24 protein-coding genes are annotated in these 25835 nt (G+C 68.4%); 15 read left to right on the forward strand and 9 right to left on the reverse strand.

Annotation, left to right across the window (positions count from 1 at the left end):
- Position 1: 1 nt before the first annotated feature.
- The gene (gene folP, locus AC3ZI9_RS05795; protein WP_444554426.1) at positions 2-919 is read right to left on the reverse strand and encodes a dihydropteroate synthase; all 918 of its coding nucleotides are present in this window, start codon (positions 917-919) and stop codon (positions 2-4) included.
- 73 nt (positions 920-992) lie between these two features.
- Between folP and AC3ZI9_RS05800 the strand changes: the two genes are divergently transcribed.
- The 3 genes from AC3ZI9_RS05800 (at position 993) to mnmA (ending at position 4264) form a co-directional block, all read left to right on the forward strand.
- Complete coding sequence (locus AC3ZI9_RS05800; RefSeq protein ID WP_444561478.1) at positions 993-1847, forward strand: hypothetical protein; 855 nt, start codon at positions 993-995, stop codon at positions 1845-1847.
- A 78-nt stretch (positions 1848-1925) separates the two neighbouring features.
- Positions 1926-3116 carry a cysteine desulfurase family protein gene (locus tag AC3ZI9_RS05805; RefSeq protein ID WP_489924023.1) on the forward strand — a complete coding sequence of 397 codons (1191 nt, stop codon included), beginning with the start codon at positions 1926-1928 and terminating at the stop codon, positions 3114-3116.
- A complete protein-coding gene (gene mnmA / locus AC3ZI9_RS05810) occupies positions 3113-4264 on the forward strand; it encodes a tRNA 2-thiouridine(34) synthase MnmA (protein WP_444561480.1) in 1152 nt (383 codons plus the stop codon). Before AC3ZI9_RS05805 ends, mnmA begins: the two co-directional genes overlap by 4 nt.
- Before the next feature lie 25 nt (positions 4265-4289).
- On the opposite strand, the gene AC3ZI9_RS05815 is transcribed toward mnmA, so the two are convergent.
- Positions 4290-4655, reverse strand: coding sequence for a hypothetical protein (locus tag AC3ZI9_RS05815; protein ID WP_444561481.1), 366 nt, complete (start codon positions 4653-4655; stop codon positions 4290-4292).
- A gap of 93 nt (positions 4656-4748) precedes the next feature.
- Between AC3ZI9_RS05815 and AC3ZI9_RS05820 the strand changes: the two genes are divergently transcribed.
- Genes AC3ZI9_RS05820 through AC3ZI9_RS05835 form a run of 4 tightly spaced genes read left to right on the forward strand, consistent with a single transcriptional unit; the run spans position 4749 to position 7680 of the window.
- A complete protein-coding gene (locus tag AC3ZI9_RS05820) occupies positions 4749-5672 on the forward strand; it encodes a CPBP family intramembrane glutamic endopeptidase (protein WP_444561482.1) in 924 nt (307 codons plus the stop codon).
- A gap of 41 nt (positions 5673-5713) precedes the next feature.
- A complete protein-coding gene (locus tag AC3ZI9_RS05825) occupies positions 5714-6106 on the forward strand; it encodes a chorismate mutase (RefSeq protein WP_444554368.1) in 393 nt (130 codons plus the stop codon).
- A 29-nt stretch (positions 6107-6135) separates the two neighbouring features.
- Positions 6136-7137 (forward strand): uroporphyrinogen decarboxylase/cobalamine-independent methonine synthase family protein, encoded by a 1002-nt coding sequence (locus tag AC3ZI9_RS05830; RefSeq protein WP_489923954.1) that lies wholly within the window; start codon positions 6136-6138, stop codon positions 7135-7137.
- Between the two features lie 33 nt (positions 7138-7170).
- A complete protein-coding gene (locus AC3ZI9_RS05835) occupies positions 7171-7680 on the forward strand; it encodes a GNAT family N-acetyltransferase (RefSeq protein ID WP_444561484.1) in 510 nt (169 codons plus the stop codon).
- Here the strand turns inward: AC3ZI9_RS05835 and AC3ZI9_RS05840 are convergent.
- Positions 7677-8720, reverse strand: coding sequence for a phosphotransferase family protein (locus tag AC3ZI9_RS05840; RefSeq protein WP_444561485.1), 1044 nt, complete (start codon positions 8718-8720; stop codon positions 7677-7679). The two genes, AC3ZI9_RS05835 and AC3ZI9_RS05840, sit on opposite strands and share 4 nt — an antisense overlap.
- Before the next feature lie 70 nt (positions 8721-8790).
- Between AC3ZI9_RS05840 and AC3ZI9_RS05845 the strand changes: the two genes are divergently transcribed.
- Positions 8791-9366: a dienelactone hydrolase family protein gene (locus AC3ZI9_RS05845; protein WP_444554372.1), complete on the forward strand. Its 576-nt coding sequence runs from the start codon at positions 8791-8793 to the stop codon at positions 9364-9366.
- A 33-nt stretch (positions 9367-9399) separates the two neighbouring features.
- Here AC3ZI9_RS05845 and AC3ZI9_RS05850 read toward each other — a convergent pair whose 3' ends face one another.
- From AC3ZI9_RS05850 to AC3ZI9_RS05870, 5 genes are read right to left on the reverse strand one after another with little or no spacing between them, the layout of a single operon-like run.
- Complete coding sequence (locus AC3ZI9_RS05850; RefSeq protein WP_444554373.1) at positions 9400-10692, reverse strand: DUF58 domain-containing protein; 1293 nt, start codon at positions 10690-10692, stop codon at positions 9400-9402.
- Between the two features lie 8 nt (positions 10693-10700).
- Positions 10701-11717: an AAA family ATPase gene (locus tag AC3ZI9_RS05855; RefSeq protein ID WP_444554374.1), complete on the reverse strand. Its 1017-nt coding sequence runs from the start codon at positions 11715-11717 to the stop codon at positions 10701-10703.
- Positions 11669-12859, reverse strand: a complete 1191-nt coding sequence (locus AC3ZI9_RS05860) for a DUF4350 domain-containing protein (RefSeq protein WP_444561486.1) — start codon at positions 12857-12859, stop codon at positions 11669-11671. Before AC3ZI9_RS05860 ends, AC3ZI9_RS05855 begins: the two co-directional genes overlap by 49 nt.
- Positions 12856-13536 carry a DUF4129 domain-containing protein gene (locus AC3ZI9_RS05865; RefSeq protein ID WP_444561487.1) on the reverse strand — a complete coding sequence of 227 codons (681 nt, stop codon included), beginning with the start codon at positions 13534-13536 and terminating at the stop codon, positions 12856-12858. The genes AC3ZI9_RS05860 and AC3ZI9_RS05865 overlap by 4 nt, the downstream gene beginning before the upstream one ends.
- A gap of 4 nt (positions 13537-13540) precedes the next feature.
- Positions 13541-14845, reverse strand: a complete 1305-nt coding sequence (locus AC3ZI9_RS05870) for a DUF7847 domain-containing protein (protein WP_444566500.1) — start codon at positions 14843-14845, stop codon at positions 13541-13543.
- Positions 14846-14992: 147 nt separating this feature from the next.
- Here AC3ZI9_RS05870 and mtrA point away from each other — a divergent pair, with 147 nt between their 5' ends.
- The 7 genes from mtrA (at position 14993) to secA (ending at position 25260) form a co-directional block, all read left to right on the forward strand.
- Entirely contained in the window at positions 14993-15670 is a 678-nt protein-coding gene (mtrA, locus tag AC3ZI9_RS05875; RefSeq protein WP_444554378.1) for an MtrAB system response regulator MtrA, read from the forward strand.
- Between the two features lie 2 nt (positions 15671-15672).
- On the forward strand, positions 15673-17625 hold the full coding sequence (gene mtrB / locus AC3ZI9_RS05880; RefSeq protein WP_444566501.1) for an MtrAB system histidine kinase MtrB: 1953 nt from the start codon (positions 15673-15675) through the stop codon (positions 17623-17625).
- Entirely contained in the window at positions 17618-19348 is a 1731-nt protein-coding gene (locus AC3ZI9_RS05885; RefSeq protein WP_444561489.1) for an LpqB family beta-propeller domain-containing protein, read from the forward strand. Before mtrB ends, AC3ZI9_RS05885 begins: the two co-directional genes overlap by 8 nt.
- Positions 19349-19388: 40 nt before the next feature.
- A complete protein-coding gene (locus AC3ZI9_RS05890) occupies positions 19389-20273 on the forward strand; it encodes a ComF family protein (RefSeq protein ID WP_444554381.1) in 885 nt (294 codons plus the stop codon).
- Positions 20274-20465: 192 nt separating this feature from the next.
- Positions 20466-21149: a ribosome hibernation-promoting factor, HPF/YfiA family gene (hpf, locus tag AC3ZI9_RS05895; protein WP_444554382.1), complete on the forward strand. Its 684-nt coding sequence runs from the start codon at positions 20466-20468 to the stop codon at positions 21147-21149.
- 28 nt (positions 21150-21177) lie between these two features.
- Entirely contained in the window at positions 21178-22452 is a 1275-nt protein-coding gene (locus AC3ZI9_RS05900; RefSeq protein WP_444554383.1) for a winged helix-turn-helix domain-containing protein, read from the forward strand.
- A gap of 72 nt (positions 22453-22524) precedes the next feature.
- Entirely contained in the window at positions 22525-25260 is a 2736-nt protein-coding gene (gene secA / locus AC3ZI9_RS05905; protein ID WP_444554384.1) for a preprotein translocase subunit SecA, read from the forward strand.
- On the opposite strand, the gene AC3ZI9_RS05910 is transcribed toward secA, so the two are convergent.
- On the reverse strand, positions 25257-25835 hold the full coding sequence (locus AC3ZI9_RS05910) for an Rv3235 family protein (protein WP_444554385.1): 579 nt from the start codon (positions 25833-25835) through the stop codon (positions 25257-25259). The two genes, secA and AC3ZI9_RS05910, sit on opposite strands and share 4 nt — an antisense overlap.

Raw genomic sequence — 25835 nt, forward strand, 5'->3', positions numbered from 1 at the left:
TCTATCGTCCCGGCAGCCGGGCCGGCTCGTTGACGTCGGACATGTTGTGCCGCAAATAGGCGGGTTCACGCCATCCGGCCGTGGACTCGAAGAGCCGTGCGGCCGAGACGGCTTCGGGGATGTTGTGCATGCGCAGGATCCGGGCCCCGTTCATCAGGCAGATCACCGCGGCGGACAACGACCCGCTGAGCCGTTCGGATTTGGGTTGGTCCAACGTCTCGCCGATGAAGTCCTTATTGGACACCGCGGCCAGCACCGGAAGACCCAGTGCGGCGATCTCATCCAGCCTCCGGGTCACCTCCAGGGTGTGCCGGGTGTTCTTATTCAGGTCGTGTCCGGGATCGATGATGAGCTTGCCCTCGTCGATCCCCAGGCTCCGGGCCAGTTCGACCTTGCGTTGCAGGAAGCCGGCGACGTCCTGGACCACATCCGCATAATCGGGGCGCGGGTAGACGGTGCGGGGTTTGGCCAGCGAATGCGTGATCACCAGATGCACCCCGGCATCGGCCACCACCCGGGCCAGATCCGGGTTGGAGATCCCGGTGGTGTCGTTGATGACGTCGGCGCCGGCGGCAATGGCCGCCTCGGCGACCTGCGGCTGGAAGGTGTCGGCGGAGATGATGGCATCGGTCTGCTCGCGGATGGAGCGGATCACCGGGACCACCCGGTCGGCTTCCTCCTGCCACCGGAGTTCAGGACCCGGTGCGAACGGCACCCCGCCGATGTCCAGCCACGCGGCGCCGGCCTGGACGGCAGCCAGCGAGGCATCGAGCGCGGCGTCCAGGGCAAAGGTCGCCCCGCCGTCGTAGAAGCTGTCGGGGGTGCGGTTGATGATCGCCATCACCGCGACCTGCTGCGAAAAATCGATGCGGCGATGCGCGAAGTCGTGGATCGGATGAACGAGTGGGGGGAGATACATGCTCACGGGGGGTCTGGCTCCTCGGGACGGGTCCCTTCAGTTCTACCAGCCCGGCGGCTTGTAGGGTGGAGGCATGGCCATGACGTTCGCCGGGGCAGGGCCCGGACAGTGGATCGCCCAAACACTCGAAAGGGTCCTGGCGACCCGACCGCCGGCCACCACGGCGGCCGCGCAGATCCCCGCGGGGTTCGACGCCTATGCCCGCATCTTCCATCCGGCCTCCGACGAGGACGGAAACCCCGTGCGCTGGGCGGATATCGCCCTCGAACGCGGGACCGTGCTGCATGCCGGGGCCCAGTTCTCCGCCGTCTCGGGCATCGACGACACCGGGATGGCATGGACCGAGGACGCCTGGGATGGTGAAGCGCCCGCCGGTGACGGCCTGCCGGCCACCGATCTGGCCGCCGTGGCGGAGATCATCTCCCGGCATGCGGGGCCCGAGGTGTATCTGGGGTTGTGGGACGGGTATGCCTTCATCCGGGGAGGCGACGCCGTCGAGGTCCTGGCAGCCGACGAAGCAGCCGCCGACCCCGCCACGGCCCAACGCGAGGCCCTGCTGCGGGAAGAACTCAAACGACCCGCCTTCTCCGCCCGGGTACTCGAGGGCCCGAAGCTCGAGATCGGCCCCGAAGGCTACCGTTCCTACTACCTCTTCTCCGGCAGCCTGGAGGATCTGGCCTCGCCGCTCTGGAAGGCGGGGACCGGTTTTTCCGAACGCCAAGCACCGGACCTGGCCTGGGGCGCCGACCGTTCCTGGATGTTCTCCACCGAACTGTTCGAGGACTCGACCATCATCGGGGGAGGGGCCGAGCTGATCGATGAGCTCTGCCGGGACCGGCGTCTCGAAGCCCGCGCCATCACCCTGGACACCGATCTGGGGGCCGATGGTGACCGGATCAACCCCGTTCCGGAGCTCGACGGGTACTGACATCGGCGGCTCCGGCGGTAGAATCGTGACGTGTCCGCCACCCAGCCCGTGTATTTCGATCACGCGGCGACCACGCCCATGTCGGCGTCCGCGCTCGCCGTGCTGACCCAGGAATTGAGCCGTACAGGGAACCCGTCGTCCCTGCACGGTGCAGGTCGTCGTGCCCATACCGTCGTGGAGGAAGCCCGCGAGAAGTTGGCCGCGGCCGCCGGGGCGCACTCCTCCGAGGTCATCTTCACCTCCGGCGGGACCGAATCGGACAACCTGGCGATCAAGGGCCTCTACTGGGCGCGCAATGGCGCCGACCCGGCCCGCCGCCGGATCCTGTGCAGCACCGTGGAACACCATGCCGTGCTGGATGCCGTCGAATGGCTGGCCGCCCATGAAGGGGCCGAAATCAGCTGGATCGACGTGGACTCCACCGGACGCATCCTCCTGGACCAGCTCGCCGCCGAAATCGCCAGGGATCCCGTATCGATCGCGTTGGTGACCCTGATGTGGGCCAATAACGAGGTCGGTACCGTCCAACCGGTCGCCGAGGCGGCCACGCTGGCGGCGGCCCACTCCATCCCCCTGCATTCCGACGCGGTCCAGGCGTTCACCGCCCTCGAGGTCGACTTCCGTGCGTCGGGCCTGGCCACGATGGCCATCAGCGCCCATAAGATCGGCGGGCCCGTCGGCATCGGGGCCCTGCTGGTGCGCCGGGACATCGTCCTGACCGCCGTCCAGCACGGTGGTGGCCACGAACGGGCCCTCCGCTCGGGAACCCTGAACACCGCAGCCGCTGCCTCCTTCGCCGCGGCCGCCGGTGAGGCAGTGGCCGGCCTGGCCGCCGAATCCGAGCGTCTGGCCGGGCTGCGCGATCGGCTGATCGCCGGCGTCCGCCATGCGGTTCCCGATGCCGAACTCTGCGGGCCGGCCGCCGATGGAGCCTCGGGGGAACGGCTGCCGGGCAACGCCCACTTCACCTTTCCAGGCTGCGAGGGGGACTCCTTGCTCTTCGTGCTGGACATGCTCGGGGTGCAATCCTCCACCGGGTCCGCCTGCACGGCAGGGGTGCCACGACCCAGCCACGTGTTGTTGGCCATGGGACGCACCGAGGAGGCGGCCCGCGGGGCCCAGCGGTTCACGATCGGGCACACCACCACCGAAGCCGACGTCCAGGCCCTGGTGGAGGCCTTGCCCGAAGCCCACCAACGGGCGAAACAGGCAGGTATGGCCGCCAGGAAAAGCAGCATCCAAACAGCAGGAACAGGATTAAGAGTATGAAGGTATTGGCAGCAATGAGCGGCGGGGTCGACTCCGCGGTGGCGGCAGCGCGCGCCGTGGATGCCGGGCACGACGTCGTCGGGGTGCATTTGGCGCTTTCGCGGATGCCGGGGACCCTGCGCACCGGGAGCCGGGGCTGCTGCACGGTGGAGGATTCCAACGACGCCTGGCGGGCCTGCGACAAACTGGGCATCCCGTACTACGTCTGGGACTTTTCCGAGCGTTTCAAGGAAGACGTCGTCGATGACTTCATCGCCGAATACGCCGCAGGACGCACCCCGAACCCCTGCATGCGCTGCAATGAGCGCATCAAGTTCGCGGCCCTGCTTGAAAAGGCGCTCGCCCTCGGCTTCGACGCCGTATGCACCGGCCACTACGCCAAGGTCATCACCGATGCCGAGGGGAACCCGGAACTGCACCGTGCCGCCGATTGGGCGAAGGACCAGTCCTATGTGCTCGGGGTGCTGACCCACGAGCAGCTGGGCCATTCGCTGTTCCCCTTGGCCGAAACCCCGTCCAAGGCCGAGGTGCGGGCCGAAGCCGAAAGCCGTGGTTTGTCGGTCGCGAAGAAGCCGGACAGCCACGACATCTGCTTCATTCCCGATGGGGACACCCGAGGCTGGCTCGAGGAGCGCATCGAACTGAGCGAAGGGGAGATCCTGGACCACGAAGGCAACTCCGTGGGTAGCCACCCCGGCGCCAACGCCTTCACCGTCGGGCAGCGCAAGGGGCTGAAGATCGGCCGTCCCGCCTCCGACGGCAAACCACGCTTCGTGTTGGAGATCCGGCCCAAGGACAACCAGGTCGTGGTCGGACCCAAGGAACTGCTCTCGGTCGATCGGTTGCGGGGCATCAAGGTCAGCTGGGCCGGCTTGCCGCTGAAGGAAGCGATGGCCGGCGAACGGTTCGACTGCATGGTCCAGGTCCGCGCCCACGCCGATCCGGTGGAGGCGGTGGGCTGGCTGGAAGAGGTCGCCGCGGAAGACGGTGGGACCAACCGCGAACTCGTGGTCGACGTCGACGATCCGCTCCAGGGGGTCTCCCCGGGACAGACGATGGTGATCTACCAGGGCACCCGGGTGCTGGGGCAGGCCACCATCGACACCGCCCGGAGCCTGTCCTGGGATCCGGCCAGCGTTTCCTCCTAGGAGACCGGCAGGTGGAGGCCGGATCCTAGTGGGCGGCCTCGTCGACGACACCGGTCAGCGGTCCGGCGACCTGCTCGTACTCACAGCGCACCCGTCCGGCCGGAACCGCCGGTAGCTCGCGGGGGGAATGGGTATCGCAGAAGACGAAATCGAAGTCCGGCCACCACTTCTTCGGCCGGGCGGCCTCGGAGCGGCCGCAGACCGTGCAGGTCAGATGGACCCAGACCGGTCGTTTGCCCTGCCGGTTCTGCATCGACTGGACCAGCCATGGTGGGGGATCGGCCTGCAGCTCGGCGAGTTCGGATTCCTCCAGCCGGCTGGGGATCCCGTGTCGGGTGGCCATCTCGAGGGGGATGTCCAGGGCAATCGCGGCGTCTCGTCTACTCATCATGGCCCCTCCACTGTAGGCCATCCGCCCCGGCCGTCCCGTCGCGGGACTACGCTGGAATGGACCTTTCCTCCCCGACCCCCGAGGTGCTCGCGCATGCGATCCGTCCGCCTGAAACCGATCGTCCTCTATATCGTGATCGCCTACGTGCTGGCCTGGCTGGTGGCACTGCCGCTGTGGCTCGGCGGCCAGGGCCTGGGCGATCCGTTGTTCACGGTCTATGCGCTGGTCATGATGCTCACCCCGACGGCGGCGGCCCTGCTGGTCACCCGCTTCGCCGAACCGAAGGCGCAGCGTCCCGGAGGGCCGGGGATCGCCCGCAGCCTGGGCCTCTGGCCGCTGAAGCCCGTGGGCCCCTTCCTCGCCTTCCTGGCCGCCGGCTGGCTGCTACCGATGCTCCTGGTGGTCGGTGGGCTGCTCCTGGGAGCCCTCCTGGGACTCTATCCGGCCGATGTCACCCACCTGCCGGTACTCCGTGGCCTCATGGCCCAGCAGGCCCCTCAGGCCGCCCGGGAGATCATGTCCATGCCCACCGCAGTACTGCTGGGCACGCAACTAGTGAGCATCCTGGTCGGGTCGATCATCAACATGGTTCCGGCGCTGGCCGAGGAGATCGGCTGGCGGGGGTGGCTGGTGCCCCGGCTGGAACCCTGGGGAAAAACTGCCACCGTCCTCATCTCGGGGATCATCTGGGGACTATGGCACGCCCCGCTGATCCTGTTGGGGTACAACTACCCGGGGGTCCCCGGAGGATTGAGCCTGCTGGCGATGACCGGGATGACGATCAGCTTCGGCGCCGTATTCGCCTGGTTGCGGATGGCCTCCGGGAGCGTCTGGCCGGCCGCCCTGGCCCACGGGTCCTTCAACGCCGCGGCGGGGTTGTATGTGGTGTTCGCGGCCACCTCGGATCTGGACCTGCTCGTCGTGGCGCCGCTGGGTTGGACCGGGTGGATCCTTCCACTGGTCCTGGCGGTCCTGCTGCTGTGGAAACTGCCGGTCAAGCGGGCACGCACCACGTAACACCGTCGGGCCCCGGGCCACTCCCAACTAGGATGGGACCCATGAGCAACGAGCCGCACGCCCAGCCCGCCCCGGGCGAGGACTACGACCCCACCGCCTCCTCCCTGTCCGGGAGCGTGGACCCCGAAATCATGCAGGAACTGTTGTCGGTGCGCGGCAGCATCGACAATATCGACGCCACCCTGATCTATCTGCTGGCCGAGCGGTTCAAGGCCACGCAGAAGGTCGGCCATCTCAAGGCCGAACACCAGCTGCCCCCGGCGGATCCGAACCGCGAAGTCGCCCAGATCGCCCGACTGCGCCGGCTGGCCGGCGAGGCACATCTGGACCCGGCCTTCGCCGAGAAGTTCCTGAACTTCGTGATCGACGAGGTCATCCGCCATCATCAGGCCATTTCGGCCTCCCGCGCCCCCGAGGGAGGCGAGGACCGCTGAGCAGCGTCCGCGTCACCGGTCAGGGGCCGTTGCCCGGCACCGACCCGCTCGAATCGACCCGCATCATCTGCGGTGAGCTGGGCGAGCCCCATCTGCCGCATCTGGTCCAGCTGCCCGATCGGGGCGTCGGCTCCGATGCCGTGGGCCGTACGGCCGCCCTGCTCACCGAACTCTATGTCGAGGTCCGACCCCACGGTTGGCGTCTGACCGACCGCCCCGGGCTGGATCACCGCCGCGCCGTTTCCGCCTTGGGCACCGACCTGGGGGTGATGGCCGACGTCGTCGGGGCCGCCGGAACCGACCCCGGGGCCCTGAAGCTCCAGCTGAGGGGGCCGCTGTCCCTGGCGGCAGGGATCTCGTTGCACCAGGGGGAGAAGATCCTCTCCGATGCCGGGGCCCGCCGGGATCTGGCCGATTCCCTGGCCGAGGGGGCCGCGAGGCATCTGCAGGACGTCCGTCGGGTCACCGGGGCGTCCGCGCTGACCGTGGTCGTGGAGGAACCCGGCGCCGCCGCGGTCCTGGGCGGTGCGGTCCCCACCGCCAGCGGATACCGCAGCCTGCGGGCCGTGGACCGGCAGGAAGCAGGCAGGCACTGGAAGGTCCTGGTCGAGGCACTCCACCAGGCCGGGGCGGAAACCGTGATCCTGGCCCCGGGGACCGGATTCCCCGGGGGAGGCCCCTCCTGGCCCGAACTGATCACCGAGGCCCTGGCCGTGGGGTTCGACACCATCTGCCTTCACGGGCGGGCCGATATCGCCGCCTGGGAACGCTGCGCCGAACTCCTGGACCAGGGCGGACGGCTCTGGCTCGAAACCCTGGACCCGGGTCAGGAACTCCCCGGTGTCTCCGCCGCCGTGGAGACGGTCCACCGGCACTTCCGCAGGATGGGACTACCCGATGCCCTGCTCGGGGCCCTGACCCTCATGCCGGCCCCCGGACTGGAAGCAACGACCCCAGAGACCACCCGCCGCGTGCTGCGCCGGCTCACCCGGACGGCGGACGCCCTGGACCAGGTCCGGCTGGGCGGCTGAGACACCCCCCGTGGAGGAAGGCCTGGAGACCCGATGCTGAAGGACCTGCCCCTGCCCGCCACACTCACGGTGCGCGGCGGCCCGTTGACCCTGCGCCGGGCGCAGGAGGGGGATCTGCCGGGGCTGATGCGGTTGCTGGCCGATGATTCGATCAGCGCCTCCCGCGGTGATGGCCCCGGAAGCGATCCGGAACCCTATCGGCTCGCGCTGCAGGACCTGGTGGACGATCAGGGGAACGACCTGCTGCTCGTCGAGGACCCCGACGGCACCGCCATCGCGATGCTGCAGCTGACCCGGACCCCGGGGTTGAGCCGCCGGGGCAGCACCCGGCTGCTCGTGGAAGCGGTGCGCGTCGGAACCGGGCACCGGTCCGCCGGTCTCGGATCTGCGATGCTGCGCTGGGTCACCGGGATCGCCGCCCCGGCCCTGGGAGCCTCCCTGGTCCAGTTGACCTCGGATGCCTCCCGGGTCGAGGCCCACCGGTTCTACACGCGGCTGGGGTTCGTGGGCTCGCATATCGGGTTCAAGTACCAGTTGCCCTAGACCGCCCGGCGGGCTCCGAAGCGCAGGGCCAGCAGATCCAGCAGTTGGAGGGCACAGAGCTGCTGGTGGCTGCGCAGGGCGGGGCTGGTGGACAGTGGTTCCCGGCTGCCGGCTTCCGCATAGTAGATGAACAGGGCGGAGAACCAGGTGTCCAGATCCGCGTCAGCGGCCCCGGCCGTCAATTCCCAGGAGGAGACCTCCTCGAGGGAGAGGCCGCCGTCGAGCAGGGAAGGCCAGAGCACCGCCCAATCGGCCCAGCCGGGACCGGTGGCCAGGTAGTTCCAATCGCAGATCCAGGCGGTACCGGCCGGGAATCCACCGGACGCGGCCCGGGAGATGACCACGTTGTCGGCCCGCAAGTCGTTGTTCAGCGGCACGGGCCCGGACAGGGCGGTGTCGATGCGGGAGGCCGCCCGCAGGATGTCCCCGGCCAATTCGTCCCCCGCCGAACCGATGAACCACGGGGGCAGATGGTCGGGGCGCCGGCCGGACTCCAGGACCATCCGTCCGCCGTCGAGGTCCGCGAGGTGGGTGTCCCATTGGAGTTCGAGGCGTCCGGTGGCGGGCAGGCTTGCGGAGGCGTCGCCCAGGACCTGGTTGGTGAGCAGGCAACTGTTGTGGATGGCCCGGGCATCGGCCAGGGTCCATGGGGTGCCGGGCATCCACCCGTCCAGTGCCGTGGTGGCGAAGACCAGCCACCCGGCGAGGATGTCGTGCTCCAGCAGTGACGGGACCGGGGCGCCGGAGGGCAGGACCCCCAGCACTTCGACCTCCCGGGCATACGCGGGGGCGATGTGTGGATCATCCGCCGGGATGGCCTTGACGAAGAGCGGACGGGGCCCGCGAAGGACAGCGGCGAACCCGTGGGTGAAGCCACCCCCGGCGGGGTCCACGGCGTCGAGGCGTCCGCCGACCCAACGCGTCAACAGCTCCCTGACCTCCTCGGGGAGGTCCTGCCACCGGGCGCGCCGGGCCGTGGAAGTGTAGTCAAGGTCCGGGCGCCGGTCCGCCAGGGGGCCGGAGGCCTTGTCATTGGTCATCCAGTCCACCATTCTGGGATCGGGTCCACGGGCCCGCCGACAGAGCACGCACCACTGGAGAGGCACCACCATGGCCGACGTCGTCCTATTCCACCACGCACTGGGCCTGACCCCCGGGATCGAGGGGTTCGCCGAGCTCCTGAGGGCCGGAGGACATACGGTGCACACTCCCGACCTGTTCGATGCGCACTGCTTCGAGACCCTGGACGAGGGGGTGGCCCACGCCTCGAAGATCGGTTTCGGGGAGCTGGTGGGCCGCGGCACCCGGGCCGTGGAGGATCTGGGCCCGGAACTGGTCTACGCAGGATTCTCCCTGGGCGTGATGCCGGCCCAGAAGCTGGCGCAGACCCGTCCCGGGGCCGCCGGCGCCCTGTTCTTCTCCTCCTGCGTCCCGGTCACCGAATTCTCGCCCTCCTGGCCGGCCGGGGTCCCCGTGCAGATCCACGCCGCGGAAGAGGATCCCTATTTCATGGACGAAGGAGATGCCGACGCCGCCCGCGCCCTGGTCGCCGAGGCGCCGGCCGCCGAGTTGTTCCTCTACCCGGGGTCGGGCCACCTGTTCGCGGACTCCTCCACCGCCGAATACGACGCCGGGGCGACGGACACGATGCTGGCCAGGGTCCTGGCCTTCCTCGGCTCCCACTGACCCGGGGGACGGGGACGGGGACTCCAGGGTGTCCTAGAGCCGCCCGGTGGCCTTCAACCGGATGTAGGTGTCGGCCAGTAGCGGAGGCAGCTCCAACGGGGCGGCGTCGACGATCTCGGCGCCGACGGCCCGCAGTTGGGTCTTCAACGCCTCCCGCTGCTGCAACGTCCTGGCCGCGGCAGCCGCCCGGTACACGGCCGCGGCATCGGAGACATCGGCGGCCCGTTCGTCCAGCTCCGGGTCCCGCACCGCGGCGATGACCACCACATGCTGGGAGGTGAGCGCCGGCAGGATGGGCAGCAGCCCCTCTTCCACGGCGCCGGAGTCCAGGGCGGTGAGCAGCACCAGCAGGGAACGGTGCGTGGAGATGGCCCGCACCTGTGCCGGGAGGCCGGAGAAGTCCGCCTCGATGAGTTCGGGCTCCAACGGGGCCATCGCTTCGACCAGCTGGGTGAGCATGACGGCCTTGGACGCCGATTCGACCCGGGCCCGTGGCCTGCGGTCGTAAGCCAGGAAATCGACCCGGTCCCCGCCGCGTTCGGCCAGCACCGCCAACAGCAGGGAGGCTTCGATCCCGGTATCGAGCCGGGGTTCGTCGGCCACCCGGGCCGCCGAGGTGCGGGAGGTATCCAGGACGATGACCACCCGACGGTCGCGTTCGGGCCGCCAGGTCCGCACGACGACGTTCTGTCGGCGGGCGGTGGCCCGCCAGTCGATGGAGCGCACGTCGTCACCGCGGACGTAGTCTCGAAGTGAATCGAATTCGGTGCCCGCGCCCCTGACCTGGATCGCGGCCCGGCCGTCCAATTCGCGCAGACGCTGGAGCTTGGAGGGCAGATGGCGTTTGGCGTGGAAGGGGGGAAGCACCCGCAGGGTGCCTGCGCTGGCATGGGTGAGTTGACGGGCCGCCAGACCCATTGGACCCGAGGACCTCACGGTGGTGTGGTGCACCGATAGGTCCCCGCGCCGGACCGGTTGCAGGTTGATCGCGAAGACCCGGCGCTCGCCGGCGGGCAGGTCAATGGGAAAACGGGTGTTCCGGGCTCCCGTCGAGGGCTGCCAGCCGTCCCGGACGGAACCCCGCAACCTGCGGGTTCCTGGATTATGCAGATACAGCTGGGCCGTGGCCGGTTCCCCCAGGCGCACACTGCGCGGGATGGCCCGTTCGATGACCACCACCCGGGGGGAGGCGGCCAGGGCGACATCGAGTCCCGCCAGGGCGGACAGCACGCCCAGGGCGATGAGGATCGTGGGCACGCCGGGCCAGAGGACGACCGGCACGAGCCCGAGCAGGGCCAGCCAGACGAAACGGCGGTACAGGGCCATGCCGGGCCCTAGCGGGGGACCGGCACGGTGGCCAGGATGGACTGCAGGACGTCGTCGGCCCCGACCCCATCCATCTGTGCCTCGGGCCGCAGGGATACCCGGTGGCGCAGGCACGGCAGGGTGAGGACCTTGACGTCGTCGGGGGCCACGAAGTCGCGGCCGGAGAGCCACGCCCAGGCCCGGGAGGTGTTCAGCAAGGCGGTCGCCCCGCGGGGGGAGACGCCCAGCTGGAAGCTGGGGGCATTGCGGGTCGCCCGCGCGATGTCGACGATGTAGCCGATGACCTCCGGTGACACCGTCACCGCGGCCACCGCCCGGCGGGCTGCCGCCAGGTCATCGGCGCTGGCCACCGCCCGGACCCCCGCCGCTGCCAGGTCGCGGGGATCGAACCCTGCGCCGTGGCGGCGGATGATCTCGATCTCGTCCTCGCGTTCGGGAAGCTCCATGGTCAGTTTGAGCAGGAACCGGTCCAGCTGGGCTTCGGGCAGCGGGTAGGTGCCTTCGTATTCCACGGGGTTCTGCGTCGCGGCCACGATGAAGGGTTCGGGCAGCAGCCGGCTGATCCCGTCCACGCTGACCTGACGTTCCTCCATGGCCTCCAGGAGCGAGGCCTGCGTCTTGGGCGGGGTCCGGTTGATTTCGTCCGCCAGCATGATGTTGGTGAACACCGGGCCCTCACGGAAACTGAAATCGGCGGTGTTCGCGTCGTAGACCAACGAACCGGTCACGTCGCCGGGCATCAGGTCGGGGGTGAACTGGACCCGCTTGGTATCCAGGTCCAACGCCGCCGACAGGGTGCGCACCATCAGCGTCTTCGCGACCCCGGGCACGCCCTCGAGCAGCACGTGTCCCTGGGCCAGCAGGGCGATGAGGAGCCCGGTGACCGTGGCATCCTGCCCGACGACGGCCTTGGACACCTCATGGCGCACGTCCAATAGCGCCTGGCGGACCGTATCGGCCTCTTTGACTTGTTCGCTCACGGGATCCCGATCTCCTTTTCGACGGTATGCAATTCCTGGGCCCATTCGACCAGTCCGGCCTCGCCGGTGATCTTTTCGGGGAAATAGAGGCGGCGCAGGCGGGAACCGGGCAGGCCCGACTCCTTGGCCGCAGTGGCTACGATGTCATCGGCCCGGCTGCCGTGCCCGAGCCGGAGGCGGACGGCGAGGCGGTCCAATGACGCCGACCGCAGGGCGGCGACGGCCGCGTCGATGGCCTGGGCGTCCCGGTACAGGCGGGCCCGGCCCTCGGCGGTCTCCGAGGCGGGGACGACGACGGGAAGCGGTTCGCTCACCAACGGGCCGTCCCGGCGGGCCCGCCAGAGGATCGCGATGACCCCCAGGAGCAGCAGCCAGCCGGAGGCCGGGGAAACCCAATCCGGGAGCAGTTCGAAGGGGTTCGCCGCGGGGCCGGTGAACTCGTGGTCCGCCACGGTGGGCTGGTACCAGACGAGCGTTGGTTCGGCCCCCAGGGTGCGCAAGGCCAACGGGGCATGGTCGAAGTCCAGGACATGGCCGTTGTCGAGGTAGGCCGGGTTGCCCAGCACCGTCGTCGTCCCCTCCACGACGTAGCCGTAGGCCTCGTGGTCCCGGGCCCCGTAGTTGAAGCATCCCCTCGCGGCGCGGTACTTCTTCCCGCCGGCGGCGGCCTCACGCGTTTCGGCGACGGCGGGAACCGGGCAGTCGGCAGCCACCGGGGAGTCGGCCTCCTCGGGGACGACGCCGGCCGGGCGGGTGGAGGGGGCGAAGACCCGGAGCTCATCGAAGCCCGGCTCCACCAGTACGGTCCGGCCGGCGGCCTCGTCCAGTTCGGTGAGTTGGTCCTGGTTCAGGTAGCCGCCCTGGTCGTGGAGCAGCAGCGTGGTCCCGCCGTCGGCCCGCAGGGCAGCCAGGGCGGCGTCGAGTCCGTCGGGTTGTTCCACGGAGATGTCGTGGTCCGCCAGGACCCGTGCCACCGCCTTCCCGCCCTCGGGGCCGGGGTTCTGCGGGCTCAGGACCCGGGTGTCGTGGGGGCCGTTGGCCAGGGCGTAGTAGACGGCGGCGAGCACGGCCACCACGGCGATGATGATCCACAGCCGCCAGGCCCGCCAGCGGCCGGCCCAGACCGAACGGGCCGAGGCCGGACGCGGGGCCGCCAGCAGGCGATCGCCATCCTTGATCCGACTCATCTGGGCACCACCACTGCCGGGTCCGCCCGGGCGGCTGAGGGGGTGGCCGTGGAGAGGCGGTCCTCCAGCGTGGTCAGGTTGCGGGCGTCCTCGGCGCTGGGCTCGTGATGACCGTAATGCACCGCGTTGAAGAGCCTGGCCGCCTCCCGCAGTGCCGGGGATTCGCCGGCGAAGGCCTGCCCGAGCGCGGTGGAGACTTCGGTGGCGGTCCGTCCAGGCCGGGGCTCCAGCAGGGTGCGTTCCTCGGCCCGGGCCAGCAAGGCCCTGAACCGCTCCAGGACGGCGGTGGCATAGTCGGCCGCCAGGAAGGCGCGGTCGGCCCGTCGACGGTAGTCCTCGGCGCCGAGGGTGGCATCCAGGTCCACCTCGGCCCCGGCCTCCTGCGCCGTGCGGGCCCGGCGCTGCAACCGGGGGCGCGCGAAGAGGACGACCAGGGTGATGAGGATGGCCAGGGCCAGCAGGACCACGAGCCAGCCCAGGTTCGGGGCCAGCGCATTCAAGGAATCCACCCACTGGACGAAATCGGCCCAGACCTGTTTCAGGAAGACCACGATGGGGTTGGGCATCGCCTGGGCATACTCCTGCCGGGCCAGTTCCCGCGTCAGCTCACCGGTGGCTTCGTCCCGGTCGGGAAGATAGTGCGGGGCCTGCAGGAGGAGGGGCAGCGCGGAGGGCATCGGGTCAGCGGCCCGCCGGGTAGCCGGGGGAGTTGCCCGCCGGGGGGACGGTCGGCAGGCCCGGGATCGGGGCATCGATGCCGCTGTCGAATTCACGCAGCAGGGTCATGTCGAAACCGTCGCGACGGAACCGCAGATCGGTGTAGAGCAGCGTGGTGACCGAGCATTCGTAGGCGAAGCCCAGTCCCGCGGCGATACCGCCGAGGATCGTGCTGACGAAGCCGATCTTGACCAGGAGGCCGGCCAGGGCCGCCGGATCCTCGGGGGCCAGCATCCCGCCCAGCAACCCGGAGATCATGCTCAGCGGGGAAGTGATCAGGCTGGTGATGATCGCGACGATGATGCCGGTCAGCAGCAGGATCCCGAAGCACCGCCACCAGGAGGACTTCACCAGGGCGAAGGATCGGGCCATGGCCGCCAGCGGTGGCAGGTTCTCCGCCACGACGGCGTGGACGGTGAACGTCAGTTTAATCGAGATCCAGAGCGTGGTGGGGATGGCCAGCACCACGACGATGGCCGCCGTGGTGAAGGTGGCGGCCGTATCGGCGTTGAAGGCCACGAGGGTCACGATGCCTGCGCAGATGGCCAGCGCCGCGATCCCGGCGATCAGGTACAGCAACGCGACCAGCAGGAGCCTGCCGATCGAGGGGCGCAGGATCCGCAGGGCCTGCCCGAAGCGGGTCTTGCGGTTCAGCGTCGCCCGCAGCACGGGGATGGTGATGGCCCCCTGGACGATGATCATCAGGAACACCGAGGCCAGCCCGGCCGCCAGGCTGCCCGCGACCATGGTGATCAAGGATCCGGCCAGGGCGCTGAAATCCGGTTCGGCACCGTCGGCGAAGCCGGGGTCGGCGATGACGGAGAGCAACGGGATGGCCAGCAGGGCGCTGATGGTTCCGATGAAGAGCTGGACGATCACCGACAGGCCCAGCGTGGAACCGGCATTGCGGCGGACCGCCTGGAAGGCGCCGTCGAGCATGTCCCCGAGACCGAGTGGACGCAACGGGACGACCCCGGGCTTCGGCGGCGGGGCATATCCGTAGGGGCCCGCCGGGGGGAAGCCCTGGCCGGGCGGCGGCATCCCTCCGCCGGGGCCCGGTGGTCCTCCCCAGGAGCCGGGGGCCGGGTGGCCCCAGCCCTGGCCCGGTGCGGCCCCCCACCCCTGCTGCGGTGGGTTCTGCCAGCCGGGCGCCGCCGGTGGTTCGAAGCCCCCGGGAGCCGGCGGGATTCCGGCGCCCTCCGGCACTCCGGCATCCTGACCGGGCTCGGAACCGGGCAGGTCGTCGGGGTTGGGTGGGTATTCAGTCATGCCGTTGGTGCCCCTCGCATCGCGTCAGTGTCCGAACCAGCCTAACGGGGCCCGGTGCGCCGCTGCAGGGGGCGCACCGCTGACCCCTATAGTGGAGGGCAGGTTCAAAGAGACACCAGTGAGACGTTCAGACGGAAGAGGGGTGCCATGAAGGCCCGAGTTTTGGTGGTCGACGATGACGAGGCGCTGGCCGAGATGATCGGCATCGTGCTGCGTAACGACGACTTCGACCCGGTCTTCTGCTACGACGGGGCCCAGGCCCTGGACACCTTCCGCGAGGTCAAACCGGATCTGGTCCTGCTGGATCTGATGCTGCCGGGCATGGACGGCATCGAGGTCTGCCGGCTGATCCGGGCCGAAGCGGATGTCCCGATCGTCATGCTCACGGCCAAATCCGATACCGCCGATGTGGTCCGTGGACTGGAGTCGGGGGCCGACGACTACGTCCCGAAGCCGTTCAAGCCGGCCGAACTCATCGCCCGGGTCAGGGCCCGGATGCGTCCGGGGGAGAAGCATGCCCCGGAGACGCTGAAGATCGCGGACCTGGTGATCGACGTGGCCGGGCACTCGGTGACCCGGGGTGGGGAACCGATCTCGTTGACCCCGCTGGAATTCGATCTGCTGGTGGCATTGGCCAGGAAACCGTGGCAGGTCTTCACCCGTGAACTGCTGCTCGAACAGGTTTGGGGCTACCGGCATGCCGCCGATACCCGGTTGGTGAACGTCCATGTGCAGCGGCTGCGGTCCAAGGTCGAAACCGACCCGGAGAACCCCGAAGTCGTCCTGACCGTGCGCGGAGTCGGATACAAGGCCGGACAGGGCTGAGCATGGAGACCTCCGCCGCGGACCACCCGGCGGCGGAACCCGACGACGGGGAGCCGCCAGTCTCCCGGGCCTTCCTGCTGCGCCCGCGGGCGGACCGGGAGGGCTCCCGGTGGAAACGCATGGTCACCGCGTGGCGGCGCTCGCTGCAATTGCGGGCCGTGGCCACCACCGTGCTGCTCTCCGCGTTGGCGATGCTCGGGGCCGGGATCTTCCTGTCGAACCAGATCGCCGACGGCCTGTTCCAGGAACGCTTCAACCAGGTCCAGGAGGAATCGGTCCGTGGCCTGAACCAGGTCAAATCCAACTTCGAGTCCGCGGCCACCACCGACCGCTCCAGCACCGTGGCCTTCGTCAATGACACGTTGAAGCTGGTCGAGGGTGATGGTGCCAGCGTCCAACGCGACTTCATCCTGACCCCGCTGCCCAGCTCCGAGAACATCTATGTCCCCAACACCGCCAGTGGTGGACTGACCAATGCCGTCATCCCCGACACCCTGTCCACCACCGTGAAGGACAGCCCCGGGGTCTATTGGGAATCGATCAGCTTCCCGCATGCCAGCTACGACACCCCCGGTCTGGCCTTCGGCACCACGGTCCAGTTGCCGCCCGGGCGCGACTATGCCCTGTATCTGGTCTACGACCTGGATTCGGTACAGCAGACCCTGGACTTCATCCACCGGGTGCTGGCCATCGGTGGGGTGCTGTTGCTCCTGGTCACCGGCGGCATCGCCTGGTACACCACGCGTCTGGTGGTCCGCCCGGTCTCCACCGCCGCCTCGGCCTCGGAGAAGTTGGCCGCCGGACAGTTGCAGGAACGCCTGGAGGTCCACGGCGAGGACGAGATCGCCCGGCTGGGGATCTCGTTCAACCGGATGGCCACCAACCTCCAGGACCAGATCACCCAGCTGGCCACCCTGTCGCAGATGCAGCAGCGCTTCGTCTCGGACGTCTCTCACGAACTGCGCACCCCGCTCACGACGGTCCGCATGGCCGCCGAGGTCCTCCACGACGCCCGCGAGGACTTCGACCCGATCAACCGGCGCTCCGCCGAACTGCTCTACAACCAGGTCGAACGCTTCCAGACCCTGCTCAACGACCTGTTGGAGATCTCCCGTTTCGACGCAGGGGCCGCGCTGCTGGATGCCGAGGTCCTCGATCTGGTTCCGGTGGTTCGGCGGGTCGTGGAGACCGCGAGCCTGCATGCGGAGAACCTCGGATCCGAATTGCGCGTCCACCTCCCCGAGGAGGGGTGCGCCGTGGAGATGGACCCGCGCCGCATCGAACGGATCATCCGCAACCTGGTGATGAACGCCGTCGAACACGGGGACGGGAATCCGATCGACATCACCGTCGGCCAGGATGAATACGCGGTCGCGGTCAGCGTGCGCGACCATGGGATCGGAATGGACCCCGAAGAGGCCTCGCGCGTCTTCGACAGGTTCTGGCGCGGGGATCCCGCCCGGGCCCGGACCACCGGAGGCAGTGGGTTGGGACTATCCATCGCCACCGAAGACACCCGCCTGCATGGTGGGTGGCTGCAGGCCTGGGGTGAGAAGGGCGAAGGAGCCTGCTTCCGGCTGACGTTGCCACGGCATCTGGGCGAATTGCTCGGTTCCTCGCCGTTGCCCCTGATGCCGCATACCCAGCTGGCGCTGGGCCAGTCGCTGGGCATGGGGGAGCCCGCCCCGTACACGGCCTCGCTGCCCACCCTGCCCACCCTGCCCACCGGGAACCTCGCCTTGCCCGGCTCGATCCTGCGGGCGGTTCCACCGGCCGAGCGGGCCACCGCGGTGTCCCCCTCCCCGGACCCCGACGACCAGCAGCCCGCCGCCCCGGACCGGATGGACCCCCACGGTGATGACCGGGCTGCCGCGGGAGGGCCGGAGGAACAGGACCCGGGAAGCATTGCCGACGACGAGCCCGGCACCGGGAAACAGGGAGGACAGGATGCTTAAGCACAGGGCATGGCACGGCGGCGGGGCCCGGGTCACCAGGGTACTCGGGGCCCTCGTCGCGGTCCTGTTGGTCATCACCGGTTGTGCCTCGATCCCGACGTCGGGGCCCGTGGGCACCAGTGCCCCCGAAGCCGCCGGCCAATCCGATTTCTCCTATGCCTTCGATCCTCCCGGGCCCACCAAGGATGCTTCCCCGCAGCAGATCATCGAGGGGTTCCTGCGCGCGGGCATCGACCCGCAGGACGATTACAGCGTGGCCCGCGAATACCTGGCCCGGGATGTCTCCCGGGAATGGCGGGCCGCGGACCGGACCACCGTCTATACCTCCGAACCCAACATCGTGGAGAATGTCGAAAAAGGCAGCTACACGGTGGAGGTCTCGGAGACCTCCAGCATCGACGAATACGGGCTCCTGACACGCAAGAAGGAACGGACCACGAAGTCGGTGGACTTCGAACTGGTCCAGGTCGACGGCCAATGGCGGCTCTCGAAGGTCCCGGATGGCACGATGATGGACGAGGGAAGCTTCGCGATCGTGTTCAAGTCCTACCCGTTGTACTTCTACGATTCCACCGACACCTACGCCGTGGCCGACTACCGGTGGTTCGCCACGCGGCAGGGCCTGTCCGCGACCGTCACGGCCGCACTGTTGGCCGGCCCCGCCCCTTATCTGCGCAATGCCGTCAGCAGTGCCTTCCCCGAAGGCAGCGAACTGGCGCGGGCCTCCGTGCCGGTGGAGTCCAAGCGGGCCACGGTGGACCTGAACGAGGCGACGTTCACCGATGCCAACGAGCTGCAACGACAACTGATGCAACAGCAGCTCGAATTGACGCTGAGCCAGATCCAGAACGTCAGCACGGTCACGATGACGGTCGCCCAACGGGCCGTGAGCCTGGGCAGCGTGGCCGAGGGGTTCACCGATGCCATCGTCGAGGCCTCGGTGCCGAACACCCAGATCGCGATCGCCAACAATTCCCTGGTGTTCTACCAGGGCAACGGCGTCGTCCCCGTGGGAGGGGTCCAGGACATCTCCTCGCATAAGCCCCGCGACCCGGCCATGTCTCCCGCGGACAATCGTTTTGCCTTCCTGAACGGCAAGCGCACCCAACTGTTCACCGTGGACGAATCCGGGGTGGTCCATGAGGCGACCACCGGGCAGAAGTTGTTGCGTCCGAGCATCGACGTCCACGGCTGGACGTGGACGGTCGGCAACGACGGACGCACCCGGGTCAGGGCGACCCCCTCGGACACGAAGAAGGACGGCCCCTCACGCCAGGTCAATGCCGGATGGATGTCCAAGGCGGATGTCACCTCCCTGCGGGTTTCCCCCGATGGGGCCCGGGCCCTGGTGATCGCCAAGGTCAAGGGCACGACCGGAGTCTACATCACCGGCATCATCCGTGACAGCGAAGGCGTCCCGCGCGGGTTCACCGATCCGTTGAAGCTGGACTCCTCGGTTCCGGTGGAGCGGGGGGTGTGGAACTCCTCGGATTCCGTGGTGGTGATGAAACCCAGCGACACCAAGGCCGTCCAGGCCGAAGAACTCTCCCTGGATGGAAGCACCAAGGAACTGGAACCGTTGTTGGGGATGACCAATATCTCCGCCGGCCCGGGAGACCAGCGTACGGTCTACGCCGAAACCCCCGACGGGGTCTACTCGCAGGTCTTCTCCACCTGGAAGAAGCGTGAGGGCAAGGCCACCCAGCTCGCCTACCCGGGGTAGCGGCCCGCTGTCCACAGCCGCTGGTCCGGACCTTCCAGACATGGCCCGCCCCGGGGACCATGAAGGCATGGAGTACCCGGCATTACCCGATCGGTGGGGTCGTCGCCTGGACTCGGTGGCCTTCTCCTCCTCGGTCCGGGGGCCGCTGTCGGCCCTGGCCGAACTCGGTTCGGTGGCGGCGCCCAGCGACTGTGTGTTCTGCCGCCGGCCCGATGTGGTGATGTGCCGGTCCTGCCGGGGCTCCTTCCGGGCCGCGACCGTCCGTCCCTTCCAGGCCCAGGACGGGGCCGAGTCCCTCCCGTTGGATCCGAAGGGGGAACCGTTGGCCGTGGTGGCCGGGGGAGTCTATGCCCGGGAGGTCTCGGCCGCCGTCCTGGCGTTCAAGAACCGCCAACGGGTCTCCTTGGCCGGGGTGTTGGGCCCGGCCCTGGCAGGGGCCCTGCGGGTCGCCGGGGAGGGCTTTGACGACGGGGTGGTGCTGGTGCCGATCCCCTCGACCCGCATCGCCCGGGCCCGCCGCGGCTATGCCCCGGTGGACGTGCTGTTGACCTGGATCCAGCGCCGGGCCCTGTTGCCGCCGTCGACCAGCCTCGCCCGCATGCTGCGGGTCCGCCCCGGACCGCCATGGGCGGGGGCCGCGCAGAAGACCAAGGGCCGGCGTGCCCGCTCGGGTAGTGCCGCACAACTGGTCCTGCGTCGCACGCGGGGGATCCCCGACCGTCCGGTGCTGCTGGTGGATGATGTGCTGACCACCGGGGCCACCCTGGCCCGGGCGCATCACCAACTCCAGGCCGCCGGGGTCCGGGTCGAGGGTGCCGTGGTGCTGGCCGCGACCGCTGCACCGCGGCACGGGGACGGGTCAGCGGTGGGCGCCCCGGATCCCGACGGGAGCGACACGCCCACCGGATCCCGGCCGGGACGCTGAGGAATTCGATGCCAGACCACATGTCGAGTGACGTGGATCACGAAATGAACGGTGGGAAGGCTTGATTAACCTGCGCGCTGGATTACGGTTGAGTATGGGCACCTCACCAAGAGGAGAAGAACCCATCTTCAGCGGTTGAAAGGAGAGACTTTCAGCCGCTGTCGTGTCACCCGAGGTCAGTAGGAGGACACCATGGAGATGCACATCACCGGGCGCAATGTGACGGTATCCGATCGATTCCGCGAATACGCGGATGAGAAGACGGGCAAGATCGAGCAGTTGGCCAGCAAGGTCCAGCGCCTCGACGTGAAGGTCACCAAGGAACCCAACGCCCGGCAGGCCGAAGCCCAGCTGACAGTGGAGATCAGCGTGGTGGGCAGCGGCCCGGCCATCCGTGCCGAGGCCAAGGCGGCCGATAAGTTCGCGGCCTTCGATACGGCCTTCGCCAAATTGCTCGAGCGGCTGCGGCGGGCCCGCGATCGGCGAAAGGTCCACCACGGCCGGCAGACACCCAAGGCGGTGTTCCAGGCGACGTCGACCCTAGAACCGGTCAGCAGTACCATGCCCCTGCATGAACAAACCCGTCAGGAACAGGACCAGGAACGCGAAGCAGCCGAAGCCGCCGAGGAAAGCCCGGTCGAGATCCGCCGTAAGGTCTTCCCCTCCGAGACCATGAGCGTGGACGATGCGGTGGACCGCATGGAACTGGTCGGGCACCCGTTCTACCTGTTCGTCGATGCCGACACCGGGGCCAGCTCGGTGGTGTACCGCCGGCGGCAATGGAACTACGGGGTGATCACCCTCGACGACAACCACTCCGACGAGGAGACGGTGGAGACCCGGAAGTACCGTGGCTCGCAGGGCGCCGCCGTGTGATGACGGCTCCGGGGCCCGAAAGGGCTCCATGACCCGATCGATGACCTTGGCCCAGGCCCGGCGCATTGCGCTGGCGGCCCAGGGACTTCATCAGGAACGGCCCACCCGCCGGGCGACCGCCCGGCAGGTGGGCCGGACCTTTGAGCGCCTGCAATTGTTGCAAATTGATTCGGTCAACGTCCTGACCCGGGCCCACTATCTGCCGCTCTTCGCCCGGTTGGGGCCCTACGATCGGGCGGCATTGGACCGGTTGTCCTCCCGGTCGCCACGGCGGATGGTGGAGTACTGGGCCCACGAAGCAAGCTTCATCCGGCCCGAACACCACGCCGACCTGTTGCTGTGGCAACGACGGACCTGGATGGGCAGCTTCACCCCCGATCGTCCCGAACTCGGTGAACTGGCCGACCGGATCCTTGACCTGCTGGGCTCCTCACGGCCGCTGACGGCCCGTGAGGTGGCGACTCGTTTGGGACACCATGAAGTGATCGACCGTTCCGGCTGGGGATGGAACCGCTCCTCGGTGAAGGAGGCGTTGGAAGCCATGTTCGCCCTCGGGCAGGTCGGCTCCGTGAACCGCAGCACCCAGTTCGAACGGCGTTATGCCCCCATCTCCACGGTCCTTCCCCCACAGGCCCGCAGTGCGGGGCCGCCGCGGGCGATCGAGGGGGTCGGAGGTGGCATGGTCGTCGCGGCCACCGACGCCGAGCGCTCCACCTCCGCCCGCAGGCTGATCGAGGCCGCGGCCAGGGCTCACGGCATCGGCACCGTGCGTTGCCTGGCCGATTACTTCAGGCTCCCGGTCCGCGCCGCGGCCGAAGCCGTGGAACGACTCGTCGAGGACGGGGTGCTCGAACTGGTCGATGTCCAGGGGTGGCCCGGCCGCCAATACCTCCACCACCAGGCTCTCAAACCGCGCCGGGCACGGGCCCGGGCGCTGCTCAGCCCCTTTGACTCGCTGGTCTTCGAACGACGGCGCCTGGAGGAGCTCTTCGGTTTCCACTACCGGCTCGAGATCTACACCCCGGCCGCCCGACGACGCTACGGCTACTACGTCCTGCCCTTCCTGTTGGGCCAGGACCTCGTGGCCCGGGTGGATCTCAAGGCCGATCGGGCGCGGGGAGTGCTCCTGGTCAGATCCAGCCACGCCGAACCGGAGGCACCCGCTGAAACCGCCCGGGAACTGGCGTCCGAGCTTTCCCTGATGGCTGAATGGCTCGGTCTGGAATCGGTGCAGGTCGAACTGGAGGGTAACCTTTCCCTAGAACTGGCCAATACGGTGGGGACACGAAGCGCGGGAACCTGAAAGGGCCGCCGATCGTGTCTCCCGTAGACTGGTCAAGCCAGAATTCCTGTGCCTGAGATTTGGAGCTACCACGTGGCATCACTGCTAGAACGCGTCCTGCGGACCGGCGACAAGAAGACCCTGAAGCAACTGCGCGGATACGCGCAGGCCATCAACCTGCTTGAGGACGAATTCCGGGCCATGTCGGATGCGGATCTGCGGGCCGAAACCGAGGACTTCAAGAAGCGCTTCCAAGAGGGCGCTTCGCTGGACTCCTTGCTGCCCGAGGCCTTTGCCGCGGTCCGCGAGGCATCCGACCGCACGTTGGGCATGCGTCACTTCGACGTCCAGCTCATGGGCGGGGCGGCCCTGCATCTGGGTGACATCGCCGAAATGAAGACCGGTGAAGGCAAGACGCTGGTGGCGACCGGGCCTGCCTATCTCAACGCCATCTCCGGCAAGGGCGTGCACATCATCACGACCAACGACTACCTCGCCGAGTACCAGTCGGACCTGATGGGGCGCGTCTTCCGCTTCCTGGGCCTGACCACCGGCTGCATCCTGGCCAACCAGGATCCTTCGGTGCGCCGTCAGCAGTATGAAGCGGACGTCACCTACGGGACGAACAACGAATTCGGCTTCGACTACCTGCGCGACAACATGGCTTGGAGCAAGGATGAACTCGTCCAGCGCGGCCACAACTTCGCCATCGTTGACGAGGTCGACTCCATCCTCATCGACGAGGCCAGGACCCCGTTGATCATCTCGGGCCAGGCCCAGGGGGATGTGAACCGCTGGTTCAGCGAGTTCGCCCGGCTGGTGACCCGCCTGGACGTCGACACCGACTACGAGGTCGACGAGAAGAAGCGCACCGTGGGCGTGCTGGAGGCGGGGATCGAAAAGGTAGAGGACCACCTGGGCATCCACAACCTCTACGAAGAGGCCAACACCCCGCTGATCGGCTTCCTGAACAACGCCATCAAGGCCAAGGAATTGTTCAAGAAGGACAAGGACTACGTCGTGATCAAGGGCGAAGTCATGATCGTCGACGAACATACCGGCCGTACGCTGGCGGGACGCCGCTACAACGAAGGCATGCACCAGGCGATCGAGGCGAAGGAAAACGTCGAGATCAAGGCGGAGAACCAGACGATGGCCACGGTCACATTGCAGAACTACTTCCGTCTGTACGCCAAGCTTTCCGGCATGACCGGTACCGCACAGACCGAGGCGGCCGAGTTCATGGGGACCTACAGCATCGGTGTCGTGGAGATCCCCACGAATAAACCGATGGTGCGCAAGGACCAGTCGGATCTGATCTACAAGAACGAAATCGCCAAATTCGATGCCGTCGCCCAGGACATCGTGGAACGCCACGCCGCCGGACAGCCGGTGCTGATCGGTACCACCAGCGTCGAAAAGAGCGAATACCTCTCCCGCAAACTCGCCCAGGAGGGCGTGCGCCATGAGGTGCTCAATGCCAAGCAACACGCCCGTGAGGCCGCCGTCATCGCCCAGGCCGGCAAGAAGGGTGCGGTCACCGTGGCCACCAACATGGCCGGCCGCGGTACCGACATCATGCTCGGCGGCAACGCCGAGTTCCTCGCCGTCGCCGACATGGAGCGCCGTGGCCTCGACCCCGAGCGCGACTCGGAGGAATACGAGCGGATCTGGGACGACGTGTTCGCCGCCGCCCGCGAAAGCGTGAAGGCCGAGGCCGAGGAGGTCCGCGGGTTGGGCGGTCTCTACGTCCTGGGCACCGAACGCCACGAATCCCGCCGTATCGACAACCAGTTGCGCGGCCGTTCCGGACGTCAGGGCGATCCGGGGGAGTCCCGTTTCTACCTGTCCATGACCGACGAACTGATGCGGCGCTTCAACGCCAACGCTGCCCAGCGGATCATGAACAACCCCTCGATGCCCGAGGACATGGCCCTGGAGTCCAAGATCGTGTCGCGGGCCATCGAAACCGCCCAGGGCCAGGTCGAGTCGACCAACGCCGAACAGCGCAAGAACGTCCTGAAGTACGACGACGTCATGAACCGCCAACGCGAAGCCATCTACGGCGACCGCCGGCGCATCCTTGAAGGTGGCGACCTGCAGGAGCAGGTCCAGCACTTCCTGGAGGACGCCATCAAGGCCATGGTGTCCGAGGCGACGAGCTCGGGGCACGGCGACGACTGGGACTTCAAGCAGTTGTGGACGAACCTGGGGCAGTTGTACCCGATCGCCTTGACCATCGAGGAGGTCCTGGAAGAAGGTGGCGGCCCCGGCCGCATCACCCCGGAGTTCCTGTACGAGGAAATCCTTTCCGACGCCCGCGTCCAGTACGAGGAACGCGAACGGGCCATCGGTGCCGAGAACCTGCGTGAACTCGAACGCCGGGTGGTCCTGAGCGTGATCGGACGCAAATGGCAGGAACATCTCTACGAGATGGACTACCTCAAGGAGGGCATCGGCTTGCGGGCCATGGCCCAGCGCGACCCGCTGGTCGAATACCAGCGCGAGGGCTACGTGATGTTCCAGACCATGATGGAGGCCATCCGCGAGGAAAGCGTCGGCTTCTTGTTCAACCTCGAGGTCGAGGTCGCCGCACCGACCCCGGTGTCCTTGCCCGGGGTCACCGACGGACGCTCCAACACCACGACGCCGGTGCTCAACACCCCCGGCCTGGATGCGCCGGCCCCTCCCTCGACCTTGCAGTACACCTCACCCAGTGAGGACGGGGAAGCGGAATCCCGGGTCGAGCGGTCGGCCTCGGCGGCGGCCAAGACCAAGGGCAAGGCCAACCGGGCCGAGCGGCGCTCGAAGAAGGCCAAGCGCAGCTAACCCAACTGCAGATCGACTACGGTCCAGTGTCCGTGTCGCCGCTCCACCCGGAGAGCGGCGGCACGGACACGGTCGTTTTCGGCCACCACCAGACTCGCCTCGTAGGCGCCGGTGGCCACCGGGCAGAGCCGGGTCCGTCTGATCGAGGTGTTGCGCCGGGAGCGGGTTCCGTCATCGGGTCGGGTCGCGTTGATCAGGGCGACCCGGCAACGGAGCTTCTCGTACTGGCCGGCCTCGAGCCAGCGGGCCAGCTGGTGGACCGGTCTGACCCCCGTCATCGATTCGAAGGCCGCCAGGGCAACCATGCGCACGATCGTCTGCACATGGGCGACTTCCTCCCGCCGGGACGCCTCCGCGGCGTCGTGCCGTGCCGGTGGAACCCTGGGGTCCGCAGCGGACCCGTTCGAAGTGCTGGCGGGGTAGCGGGGTGTGGTTGCCGGGAGCAGATCGGCGAATTTGCGCACCGGCAGGGGGCGGATCATTGCCTCCGGTGTTCCGGCGGAAAACCCCGGTCCGATCCCGGGGCCGTTCACGGGGCCCGGCGGCGGGGGTTCCGGTTGTGCTGACTGGCTCAT

It is taken from the genome of Arthrobacter sp. AOP36-F1-5 (genome assembly GCF_058137995.1).